At 54.6% G+C, this 11,676-nt stretch carries 11 protein-coding genes; 5 read left to right on the top strand and 6 right to left on the bottom strand.

Annotated features, from left to right (window positions below; genetic code table 11):
* Positions 1–52: 52 nt before the first annotated feature.
* From P1S59_08080 to P1S59_08070, 3 genes are all read right to left on the bottom strand, one after another.
* Positions 53–1,237, bottom strand: coding sequence for a glycosyltransferase (locus P1S59_08080; protein MDF1526208.1), 1,185 nt, complete (start codon positions 1,235–1,237; stop codon positions 53–55).
* Positions 1,227–2,339: a glycosyltransferase gene (locus tag P1S59_08075; GenBank protein MDF1526207.1), complete on the bottom strand. Its 1,113-nt coding sequence runs from the start codon at positions 2,337–2,339 to the stop codon at positions 1,227–1,229. Before P1S59_08075 ends, P1S59_08080 begins: the two co-directional genes overlap by 11 nt.
* A 141-nt stretch (positions 2,340–2,480) precedes the next feature.
* Positions 2,481–3,131: a sulfotransferase family 2 domain-containing protein gene (locus P1S59_08070; GenBank protein ID MDF1526206.1), complete on the bottom strand. Its 651-nt coding sequence runs from the start codon at positions 3,129–3,131 to the stop codon at positions 2,481–2,483.
* Between the two features lie 233 nt (positions 3,132–3,364).
* Between P1S59_08070 and P1S59_08065 the strand changes: the two genes are divergently transcribed.
* Positions 3,365–3,925 (top strand): methyltransferase domain-containing protein, encoded by a 561-nt coding sequence (locus tag P1S59_08065; protein MDF1526205.1) that lies wholly within the window; start codon positions 3,365–3,367, stop codon positions 3,923–3,925.
* 58 nt (positions 3,926–3,983) lie between these two features.
* On the opposite strand, the gene P1S59_08060 is transcribed toward P1S59_08065, so the two are convergent.
* Genes P1S59_08060 through P1S59_08050 form a run of 3 tightly spaced genes read right to left on the bottom strand, consistent with a single transcriptional unit; the run spans position 3,984 to position 7,209 of the window.
* Positions 3,984–5,099, bottom strand: coding sequence for a glycosyltransferase (locus tag P1S59_08060; GenBank protein MDF1526204.1), 1,116 nt, complete (start codon positions 5,097–5,099; stop codon positions 3,984–3,986).
* The gene (gene waaF, locus P1S59_08055) at positions 5,096–6,136 is read right to left on the bottom strand and encodes a lipopolysaccharide heptosyltransferase II (protein ID MDF1526203.1); all 1,041 of its coding nucleotides are present in this window, start codon (positions 6,134–6,136) and stop codon (positions 5,096–5,098) included. Before waaF ends, P1S59_08060 begins: the two co-directional genes overlap by 4 nt.
* Complete coding sequence (locus P1S59_08050; protein ID MDF1526202.1) at positions 6,133–7,209, bottom strand: glycosyltransferase family 4 protein; 1,077 nt, start codon at positions 7,207–7,209, stop codon at positions 6,133–6,135. Before P1S59_08050 ends, waaF begins: the two co-directional genes overlap by 4 nt.
* Before the next feature lie 476 nt (positions 7,210–7,685).
* Here P1S59_08050 and P1S59_08045 point away from each other — a divergent pair, with 476 nt between their 5' ends.
* Genes P1S59_08045 through P1S59_08030 form a run of 4 tightly spaced genes read left to right on the top strand, consistent with a single transcriptional unit; the run spans position 7,686 to position 11,661 of the window.
* Positions 7,686–8,231 carry an isoprenylcysteine carboxylmethyltransferase family protein gene (locus P1S59_08045; GenBank protein MDF1526201.1) on the top strand — a complete coding sequence of 182 codons (546 nt, stop codon included), beginning with the start codon at positions 7,686–7,688 and terminating at the stop codon, positions 8,229–8,231.
* Positions 8,232–8,270: 39 nt separating this feature from the next.
* Positions 8,271–9,272 carry a D-glycero-beta-D-manno-heptose-7-phosphate kinase gene (gene rfaE1, locus P1S59_08040; GenBank protein ID MDF1526200.1) on the top strand — a complete coding sequence of 334 codons (1,002 nt, stop codon included), beginning with the start codon at positions 8,271–8,273 and terminating at the stop codon, positions 9,270–9,272.
* Between the two features lie 8 nt (positions 9,273–9,280).
* Positions 9,281–10,057, top strand: coding sequence for a 3-deoxy-manno-octulosonate cytidylyltransferase (gene kdsB, locus P1S59_08035; protein MDF1526199.1), 777 nt, complete (start codon positions 9,281–9,283; stop codon positions 10,055–10,057).
* Positions 10,054–11,661 (top strand): CTP synthase, encoded by a 1,608-nt coding sequence (locus P1S59_08030; GenBank protein MDF1526198.1) that lies wholly within the window; start codon positions 10,054–10,056, stop codon positions 11,659–11,661. Before kdsB ends, P1S59_08030 begins: the two co-directional genes overlap by 4 nt.
* The last annotated feature ends 15 nt before the right edge of the window (positions 11,662–11,676 follow it).

Genomic DNA, 11,676 nt, shown 5'->3' with positions numbered 1-11,676 from the left:
GCAGGTCAAAATCCAACCGGTTTGTTTCAAGCCCCGGCTTTTTCAAACGGCTTTATCCAAAACTGCCGTCGGACATGAGAATATTCACATAGGCTCTGGCAGCGCTCACGATATTATATTCCGTCACCGCTTCCTTGAGTGTCGCAGGTTCCAGCGGGTTGGAAAGGGTACAGATCATGGCATCGGCCAGTTTTTCAATATCATTGACCGGGACCAACCTGCCGTATCTGCCCTCCTGAAGGATCTCATGGGGGCCGCTGTCGCAGTCAGTGGATACAACCGGGATTCCCAGGGCCAGGGCCTCTGCCAGGACATTAGGGGAACCTTCCCACAGAGATGAAAGTACAAAAAGGTCTGATCTGGCTAAATAGGCGAAAGGGTTGACCACAAATCCCGGAAGTTCAACATATTCATTAAGCCCCAGTCGACTGACAAGTTTTTCGAGACTGGATCGTCGTCGGCCTTCACCGAGGATGATAAGACGACAGTCTATCCTGCTCCTCATTTCATTGAAAGCTTTAACGAGAAACTCAAAATTTTTCTGGCGCCCCAAACGCCCGATCCCCAGCAGAACAGGAGTGTTCTTTTGTAATAACCATTCGTGATCGACGGGAGCCGTTGCCAGGTCTTTCAGCTCCGGTGTGATGACCGGGTTGCGGATCACCCTGATCTTTTCCAACGGGATCCCAGTGATGCCGGATATGTCTTGGGCGACACCTTGAGAAACGGCAACAAGAGAATCGGCTTTGCTCAGAATCTTTTTAAGCTTCGTGTATGTGATCCAGGTTTTGACCGGCCCTCGCCGCTTGAACTTGAGCCTGCTGGTCACGTGAACCGGCAGCCTCATGACAATGCGCGTCCTGGCTCCCGATCTCTCTTTTGCCCTGACGGCAATCTCGTCGTTCTCCTCCTTGGATGTGAGTATCGCGTGGGGAGCGGCGTGATCCAGATAAAGAGCCGCAGCTGCCACTGAATCACGGTGTAAATTATCGAGTTCGATCAAATTCACCTCGTCCGGGAGATCCGCGAGATACGGGCTGCCAGCGTTTTTAACGACGAAATCGGGGTAATGCCCGATGGAGGCGAACCCCCTGGCCAGGTTTACCATCATGCGCTCAACCCCACCCATTTCGAAGGAAGGGAGAAATATGGCCAGTTTTCTTACATCGAAAGCCCTGGCCGGGGCTGCAGCATGTTTATGAACTGCAGCGGGGTTTTCAGGTGCTTCAGGATCCATCGGTCAGCCCGAAAAGCCTCAGGTAATTAGCGACTGAAGAGTCAATGTCAAAATTTAAGGCCCTTTTTTTCAGCACTTTAGAAGAAAGGGGACTACCCAATGTTTGGATCATGGCATCGGCGAGTTTCTCCGGCTTATTCACAGATACTATTTGTCCATATTTGCCGTCTTTGAGTATCTCCCTCGGTCCGTTCGGGCAGTCCGTGGACACCACGGGGGTGCCGCTTGCCAGGGCTTCAATGAGCACGGTAGGAAGCCCCTCATAATTGGATGATAGCGTTAACAGAGCCGATCTCCTGATGAACTGGTAGGGATTGGGAACACGGCCCGGCATACTGATATCACCTGAAAAAGGTGAAGCCTGTATCCTGCGTTCAAGCTTTTGCCTGTGCGGCCCATCACCCAGTATCATTAGGCGGGAAGCAATCCGGGAGCGGACTATTTCGAAGGCTTCTATGAGCATCTGAAAATTCTTCTCCCAAACCAGCCGACCGATGCCGAGGACGACAGGCGGCTGTCCATTATTAAACCAGGGGTGGTGCAGCGGCTGGGCTGCCCTGGACAGGATCTCACTGGTGTTGACAGGGTTGTAAACGACTGAAACTGCGCTTTCGGAGATCCCGGTCATCCTGGTAAAATCCCCGGCCGCACCGGCTGATACGGCGATTATGCCATCGCACTTCTTGTAATGGTATCGTAATCGAAGGAGTCTGAAGAACCTCTTTGACACTGGAAGGTGCCTGAACTCCTCACTGTAGGTGGAATGGATAACAGGATAAATCCTGGTTCCCGGGTTGAATGCGGCCCTGGCGCGAAGAGCAATGATGGTCGGACGGAGTTGAGGTGTGATGAGCACTTTCGGTTGCGCAGCCTCAAGGTACCTGCCCATACAGGAAACGCCTTTCCGATAATCCGGGGACGAAGTGATAAGGATATCCGATTCCGGAAGGCGATTTTCCAGGTATTGCAGGTCGCGCTCGAGGCAGACAAGGTGCACCCGGTACCCTTTCTTACTCAGACCTTTATACATGTTGAGTGTGTAGGTACCGATGCCTCCGTCCATCCCGCGGCACACCAGGCTGACGTCTGCTTTTCTGATCATGCTCATAGGTGACATTCCGGGTGTTCCTTCAAACAGTTGTCATGGCTTCGGCTTTGCAGCCCCGGCATCTTACAACGTGGTTTGGTTTCAGGATCCTCCGGCCTCCCTCCCTGCTGCTGGCTGCGGCTGAGGCCGAAGTGCTTAGAACGTATATCCGAAGGCGTTGATATCCGGTTTGAAAAATTCAGCCACAAGGCGGGCTGTGTCCTCGTCGTAGTATTCGTGGTAGTCGGACCGGCCCTTTGCCTGTCTTTTATGGGGCAGGGGAGGCGGCTTGATACCGATCTGCCTGCAGGCTTCTTCATAGTCGGCCAGCAGATTTTCATACTTTCCTATGAAATCCACCAGGATCGTGCCGTCCAGATCCTTGAGGTAGTCCACCTGGAGTTCTATTGATGTGTCCACGTGGTATTGGTAGGGCCTGTCAGGATCCAGTTTCCAACGGATGAACTCCGAAAAATCCGGGATCTTCTCCACGAGGTGCGGCCGTTCCCGCTTCAAGTGATGCCAGGAACTCACCTGCAGGTCCCAGGGGTTGCGTACGAAGGCGAATTTGAAGAGCTTGTCGAAAAGCTCCCTGGGAAGCATCTCCTTTGCGGCGATGATCCTGGCGTGGCGCGGTAGCTTGCTTGCGATGCGATGCCCGGTGAGGTGGCTCAGGCGGCTTGCCAGGAACTGCGGTATGTAAAGCGGATCTTTCCAGCGCAGCGGCTCCAGGGCCGCTCTTACGCTGGTCCCCCCGGTTTTTGCGATGTGGACAAAAAGAAAATTGTATTTGACGGAAAGGAGCATTTCCCGGGCACCTTTTGCGCTTTGCGGCCTCAGTGGGCGTTGAAGGTAAACTTTTAGACGTAAAAGGGGTGTTCTGTCAACGAGGGGGGTTACCTGGCCTTTGCCGTGACGGAACGTGCACCGGCCACCGCACCGTTAAATAAAATATTTTTCCTTGGTCCTTTTCAATGCCAGATGGTAAAAGAACACCGGTGGTCAACCTCAATGTTTTGCCTGACTGAAAGAGAAAACAGTTGAAGCAATATGCCTGGTACTATTCATTGCGCAGTGCCCTGAAGGGGTCTCCTACCCGCACGCGTTTTCAAAGCAATAGATGGCTGCGTATTCACTGCCGCGACATCGCGGGTGACGTTCTGTCCATCGGAGCGGGGCACGATTCAGACCGCCAGGGGGGGGTCTACAGGGACTATTTTCCCGACGCCGCGTCCTACACGACATCTGAAGTAAGTGATGAGTTCGGCAGTGACCTTGTGCTGGATGTCCGCTCCATGCCTCAGATCGAGGACGCAACCTACGATTGCGTATACTGCAGCGGGGTGTTGGAGCATGTCGACGACTACCGCAGTGGCCTGGCCGAGATGACCAGGATACTCAAGCCGGGGGGGATTTTTCTCCTGGGCCTGCCTTTCAGACAGGCACCCCATCTCGCTCCTCACGACTACTGGCGCTTTACCGAATATGGTATCCGCTATCTCCTGGGCGACTCCTTTGACATCCTCGATCTGACCGCAGTGGACGTTGACAGATCGGGGATGCCCGCCACCTACTGGGTCAAATCACGCAAGAAACGCTAGGCAAATATCCATTGTTGTCAATTCCGGGGAGATCCGTCAGCAGCGGCTGGTCCGGACCTTACGCCTGGTGCCGGGGTTCTCCAGCCATTTCGTAATATACCCGCAGGTTGCCTTCCACCATGGACTCAATGGAAAAATGTTCCTCGATGACCTTACGTCCGCCTTTTCCCAGCCTCTGCGCGAGTTCCCTGTCCATAAGGACCCGTACCGCCGCCTCCACCAGGGAAGGGACATCTCCGGGGGGGATCAGGCAGCCGTTTACGCCGTCGTGGACGATCTCTGGAATTCCACCGACCCGGGTGCTCAATATCGGTACACCGGCTGCCGCCGCCTGGAGCAGCGAAACTCCCAGCCCCTCCATGAGGGCGGGATGGATCACAAGATCAAGGCATCCGAAGACCCGCTCCAGGTCATTCCTGAACCCGGTGAAAAGAACCTGATTTTCGATACCCAGATCCCGGCAAAGGGACCGTAACGGCCTTTCCAAAGGGCCCTTTCCAAAGAACAGGAACCGGGCCTTCGGAACTTTCTTCAGGATCTCCGGAACGGCAGCGAGCAGGAAACGGTGTCCCTTCCTCTCGATGAACTGGGCAACCGTTCCGCAGACGCGGGATCCTTTCTTCAGCCCGAACTCTCTGTAAAACCACTCCCTGTCGCAGTCCTGGTTGTAAAGGCCGGCATCGACGGCGCTGTGGACGCAGGTGATCTTCTCCGGTGGGACCCCTTCACTGATGAGGACGTCGCGGATCCCCTCGGAGATGGTGACCACGTGGTGGTAGAGTCGGTATTTCACGCTGGCCCACAACCGGTTCTCCGGGTTGTCCACCCTTCGCGTGATGATGCACCGTGTGCCCGAAAGCCTTGCCGCGATCCCGCCCAGGACGTCCGCGCCGCGGCGGCTGTGGAGATGGATGATGTCCGGGCTCTCCTTCCTGATGATGGTCCTTAACCTGGGGATGAAGAGGAGGTCCAGATCACCTTTCATGGGGACCGTATAAAGCTCATCGACGTATTCCCTGGCCGCTTCGGCTATGGCGCTGCCCTCGGGACAGACCAGGGTGCTCTCGACATTTTTACGATTTGCCAACCCTCGAAGAAGGTAGTGGACCTGAAGAGCGCCCCCGTAGAGGTTCCTGCCTGTTTCGACATGGAGGATTCGTATTGGACGTTTCACGGCGACTCCAGGAGGCTTCGTGCGGTCCGCACGACCTCATCGGTAGATATCGCCTTCATGCAGGTATAATCACCTTCACAGGTAGGATTTCTCCGGCAGGGGGAACATTCCATGGGGTGGTAAAGAACGGTACCCGATGTGCCCTCCGTGTTCAGATAGGGCGCCGTCGCGCCGAAGAGGGCTATTGTGGGGGCGTCGAGGGCGAACCCCATGTGAGTAAGACCCGTGTCCACGCCTATGAGAAGAGAGGAACTTTTGATCAGAGCGGCTGCCTGCTGAATGGTGGTTTTCCCGGCCATGTTCAGGATGCGGGGGTGTACGGGTTTCGCGATGAGGTCGCCGGCCTCCTTGTCATCCGGTCCTCCGAGCAGAACCACTGTCAGCTCGAACCTGTCGATGATACGGTCGGCCAACTCACGCCACCGTTCCTCGATCCAGTGTTTCTGGGGCCTGGTGGTGAAGGGGCAGAAAACAGCATAGCCTGAGGATAACCCACTGGAGAACTGCTCGGCGTACTTTTTTGCTTCCGGACTCAGGGAGACTGTCATCTGGAATTCCCCGATGTCCAGTCCCATGTTCTCGGCAAGAAGTCGGTATTGGGAACTGATCCGGTTGTCGGCGTCTTTCCTGTCGACCACCCGGGTCATGAGATAGCGGCTTCCCTCCCTCGATCCTATGCCGATCCTTGAGGCCGCACCGGACAGATAGACCCAGATACCGCTTTTCAAGAGCCCCTGGGCATCCACCGCCAGGTCAAACTTTTTTCTTCTCAGATCGCGTACAAAAGACCAAAACTGCCGGATAAAATATAGGTAGTGCCTGTTTTTAAGGGCCTGGCTCCATTGCCCCCTCGGCCAGACGATCACCTCGTCAAGGTCCGTGTTTGCTTCGAGGACCGGCTTTGAGCCGCCCTCGACCAGCCATGAAACCCGAGCGTCGGGGTAGGTGCGTTTGAACGCTTCGACCAGCGGAGAGGCCATGACGACATCGCCTATGGCGCTGAGACGAACGATGAGTATGTTGCGGGGTGTGCTCATGGCAGTGGGGTCTTGGGATTTTCCGACCCCTTGGTCATGTCGGCCGCCAGGGAGGAGTAGTAGTCCATGAAGACGGGCAATATCTTTTCAAGGGTGTAGTTCGACTTGAAAAGGTCAAGGGCGCGCTGCGCTTTCAGAGCCCGACCGGTGTCATCCTCTGCCGCCGTACGCATGGTCTCATAAAGATCCTGAGAATCGCCCGGCCGGGCAAAGTAGGCAGTCGAATCGTCCAGTATTTCGGCGGGTCCGCTGGTGACGGTGGACACGATCGGTTTTCCCCTCGCCATCGCCTCGAGGACCACGATGCCGAACGGTTCATCCAGGGAGGGCAGCACGAAAATATCCCCCCTCTGGAGAAACTCCTCGGCATCTTCCACCCACCCGGTAAACTCAACGTTATCTCCCAGGCCAAGATCCATGACGAGACCGGTGAGGGTGCCTTCCAGCGGACCACTCCCTCCGATGAGCAGTTTTGAAGAGGCCCATTCGGAAGAGAACCTGGCGAAGGCTTCGATCAGATACCGGTAACCCTTCTTCTGAACAAACCTGCCAAAGCTTATAAATACAGGGGGTTCCCTGACTATGGCAGGGGGGGCGGCGACCGGGGTAAAGCGAGAAAAATTGGGTATCGTTTTTACCCTGTCCTCATCGACTCCGAAACCGACCAGATAACGCTTGAGATCTTCAGTTATCGTCGAAAAGTAATCGACATTTTTAAAGTATTTGGGCTTTATGCGATTATGGGTGGTTGTGACAACGGGGATGTTAAGCTTTTTGCCCGCTCTGCCGGCCATCCAGGTGGCTCTGGAGAGGTGGGAATGGATAATCTCTGGGGAGAAGGACCTTATGGAATTTTCTATTTGTCTGGCTGACAGAAGGTCCCAGTTCCCCCTCGCCGGCACATTTACCAATGCGATCCCGGGAATGCCGGTGAGCATGTCTCCCCTGGTAAAGGAGGATCTGCAGATGGCCTGAATATCATGACCGTACCGGGCAAGGCCGGTGCACAGTTCGACAAAGAGCCTCTCAGCGCCTCCCCATCCCTCTGAAAGCATAACCTGGGTAATTTTCATAATAATGACTCGCTGTTGATGAAAATCTGGATCGCAAATGTAATTTGCACTTTAACTGTGCCGTTTCTCAAACGCAGGAAACTAAACTTTAACACCAGAGAGTAAACTTATAACAACTTCATTCCCCCGGAGCAACTTGTCGGAATTTTAGTGGACTCAGACTGTAACTTTAAACCCGGGATTTCCTGGACAAGCAGCACCCCGATATTTAACGCGAAAAGATGTAAAGCAAAGGACGTACGCTGTATTCTTTTACATCACCGTATTGTTGAGATATAGTATTAAGTTGTTCTAGAAATCGGCATCATGCGGGTCTGACAGGTTTCTTTGAAGCTTTTGGGTACAGTATGACCTGTCTCTGTTCACGGTTGGCCGGGGAGGTGTGTTTAAGTAGTTTGCACGCCGCGGTCTTTGGTAAGAAATCCGAGGTAAAGGCTTTCAGGCGTGGTGTGTAAAACCCAGATTGGAGAATGAACTTGTCAAAGTTTCATCATTGGGTGAAAAAACACCGCACAAAACTCTCGGGAATTCTGGGGGTCTCTTTCCTGATCTTCGCGAAACCCGCCGCGGCTAGCCTGTTCATGGGTGCTTCCCTCATCATGGTCGGCGAGGCTATACGGATCTGGTCATCGGGGTACATTCACAAGAACCAGAACCTCAGCGTAACAGGCCCTTACAGCTTGACACGCAATCCACTCTATGTAGGCAGCTTCCTTCTCGGAGCCGGGTTTGCGATCACGACCAATGTATTATGGCTGATCTTCCTGTACCTCTTGTTTTTCGGGGGCATATACTGGTTCACTATCAGGTGGGAAGAGGAGAAGCTCAAAGGCATATTCCCCGGGGAGTGGGAGGAATATAGCCAGGGGGTGCCCCGGTTCTTCCCGCTGCTACGGATCCCGCGTTACAGGAAAGGGACGTTCCACTGGTCCCAGGTTTTCAGGAACAAGGAACTTTTGAACGCATCGGTTGTGGTGGTCGTTTACGCGATTTTATGGGGCAAGGCCCTGTTTATGGGTTAATCGTAACCTGGACCCGTAGCAGATAAAGGATGACGATAAATGACAAATATTTTTGAAAGAGGCGACGAACTTTTAGCAAAGCTGAAAGGTAACAAGGTCCTCGTCATAGGCGACCTGATGATCGACGAATACATCTGGGGGGGAGTGACCAGAGTCTCCCCTGAAGCTCCTGTGCCCATCGTCGGGGTCACCAGCGAGACACTGCGCCTCGGGGGAGCTGCCAACGTGGCTCACAATATCCTCGGCCTCGGAGGTCAGGTTGAGGTGTGCGGTGTGCTGGGTGATGACCAGATGGGGAGATGGATGAGAAGCGATCTGAAGAAAAAAAATATCGGCGTCCGCGGTATCGTCACCTGCACCGGGCGCCCCACCACAGTGAAGACGCGGGTCATCGCTCACGACCAGCAGGTGGTGCGGGTGGACAAGGAGGTCACAACGCCCCTGGAACGATCCGACGAGGAGATGATCCTCGGCTCGGCCGAATCGTTCCTCGGCGAGTGCGGGTGCGTCGTTGTCAGCGACTACGCCAAGGGCGTGATAACCCCCACACTCATGCGCGAGCTGGTGGATCTGGCAAAAAAATATTCAGTCCCTGTAGCAGTCGACCCCAAGATCAACCAGTTCTCCATCTACAAGGGTGTGACCGTTCTGACACCGAACCTCTTTGAGGCTGCGGCGGGAGCAGGGCTGGTCATTGACAGTATGCAAGCCCTTGTGGAGGCAGGGCACCGCATTATCAGGAAGCTGGCATGTGAATACCTGATCATAACAAGGGGTGATCAGGGAATGACTCTTTTTTCAGGCAAGAAGGATTATTCACATATTGAAGCCTACAGCCGGCCGGTGTACGATGTTACCGGTGCTGGCGATACTGTTATTTCAACCCTTTCCCTCGCCCTGGCTTCAGGTCTGTCCATGGAAGAGGGAGCCTGTCTCGCTAATGTGGCGGCGGGGGTGGTTGTGGGTGAGGTCGGGACCGTTTCCATATCGAGGGAGCAGATGCGCCTTCGATTCAGGGACCTGGCCAGGCTGTCCTCCTGAGTGTCGTTTTGAAAGCAGTTGTTGTTATACCTGCACGGTACGCTTCGACGAGGTTTCCGGGGAAACCTTTGGCCCAGCTGTTGGGGAAACCGCTGATCGAACACGTTTATTCAAGAGCATGTGAAGCCAGGACCGTTGACAGGGTGGTTGTCGCCACCGACGACAGGCGCATACTTGATGCTGTCATGGGGTTCGGAGGCGATTGTGTCATGACCGGGACCGGTCACAGGAGCGGTTCGGACAGGCTGGGAGAGGTGGCAGGCAGCCTGGATGCCGATGTCATTGTCAATGTCCAGGGGGACGAACCGCTCATCGATCCGGCAGTGATCGATGGAGTGATCCAGGTCCATGGAAGGATACATCCTCCCGATATTGCAACGGTGGCCGTGTCTCTGGACGCGGAATCGGATTATACCGACAGAAATGTCGTCAAAGTTGTGACGGGTAAAGATGGATATGCGCTGTACTTTTCCCGATCGGCTATTCCCCACGGGTGGCAAGTGGGTTCGGATGAAGCCTTGAGACATATAGGTATTTATGCATACAACAGGGCGGCCCTTCTGGACTTCGTGTCCTTACCAGCGGGGAAACTGGAGCAGATGGAGGATCTGGAACAGTTGAGGGCCCTTGAGAACGGGATGAGCATTCTCGTTGTGAAGGTCAATGAGTTCAATGGGATAGGAGTGGACACCCCCGAGGACCTGTTGAAAGTGGAGGATATGATGAAGAAGATGAAAGCGAAGGCGGAGGATCCCGCTCCCGGTGCAGGTGAGGGTGCCCCATGAAGCCCAAATATATCTTCGTGACGGGTGGTGTTGTGTCTTCTCTGGGAAAAGGGCTGGCCTCAGCCGCCATTGGCGCTCTCATGGAATCGCGAGGGTTGACCGTTACACTTCAGAAAATGGATCCGTACATCAACGTTGATCCGGGGACCATGAGCCCATATCAGCATGGTGAGGTCTTCGTCACCGATGATGGCGCGGAAACCGACCTGGATCTCGGGCACTATGAACGGTTCACCCATGCCCCCATGTCCAGGAGAAGCAACTTTACCACCGGAAGGGTGTACGATTCGGTCATCAACAAGGAGAGACAGGGGGAGTACCTCGGGGGGACTGTCCAGGTTATCCCACATATCACGGACGAGATAAAAGCGAGGATATGCCAGGCTGCAGGTGATGTGGACCTCCTCATCTGTGAGGTAGGGGGAACGGTTGGTGACATCGAAAGTCTTCCGTTTTTAGAGGCCATCCGGCAGTTCAAGACCGATGTGGGAAGGGATAACGTGATCTACATCCACCTTACACTGGTGCCTTATATAAAAACTGCGGGAGAACTCAAGACAAAACCTACCCAGCACTCTGTGCAGAAACTGCGGGAGATCGGCATCCAGCCTGACATACTGTTGTGTCGTACGGACAGAGCACTGGACCAGGATATCAAGAACAAAATATCCCTTTTTTGTAACGTGACGCCTGAAGCGGTGATCACTGCCAGGGATGTGGACAGCATCTACGAGGTCCCTCTTGCTTATCACGAGGAAGGGCTGGACCAGCAGATCATAGAGCACCTTCGCATGTGGACGCGTACGCCGGACCTTGCTGTCTGGAATAATATCGTCGAGAAAGCGCGAAACCCGAAGGGTGAGGTCGTCATCGCCGTTGTTGGCAAGTACGTGAGTCTGGTCGAATCCTACAAGAGCCTGAACGAAGCCCTGATCCATGGTGGTATGGCCAACAGAGCCAGCGTTGTCCTGAGGTTCGTCGATAGCGAGGAGCTGGAAAAAAGGGAGCCTTCAGAGCTTCTCGGCGATGTGGATGGTATCCTCGTTCCCGGAGGATTCGGTCACCGGGGGACGGAGGGAAAGATCAGCGCCGCCCGCTATGCCCGGGAGAACAAAATCCCCTATTTCGGGATCTGTCTGGGAATGCAGTTGGCAGTGGTAGAGTTCGCGCGGTCCGTGGCCGGGCTGGAAAAGGCCAATAGTTCCGAATTTGACGAAAATACCCCACATCCTGTCATCGACCTTCTGCCGGAGCAGAGAGATGTTGTCGACAAGGGTGGAACCATGCGGCTGGGGGCCTACCCGTGCAATCTTGAGGAGGGCACCCGGGCGTATGATGAATACGGATGCTCGGAAATATCGGAAAGGCACCGCCACAGGTATGAGTTCAACCCTGCATATAAAGAAACCCTGGAAGAGAAGGGGTTGAAGATCTCGGGCACCTCTCCCGACGGGCGCCTGGTAGAGATGGTGGAGCATCCGGACCACCCATGGTTCGTTGGGTGCCAGTTCCACCCCGAATTCAAATCCAGGCCCTGGCAGCCTCACCCCCTGTTCGCAGGGTTCATAGCCATAAGCTTGAGCAAAAGGGGAGGCAGCAGATGATGATGGACTCGCAAA

It is taken from the genome of bacterium (genome assembly GCA_029210965.1).
GTDB lineage: Bacteria > BMS3Abin14 > BMS3Abin14 > BMS3Abin14 > BMS3Abin14 > JALHUC01.
The sequence above is the reverse complement of the archived record's forward strand: the minus strand, read 5'-3'. Positions and strand labels throughout refer to the sequence as shown.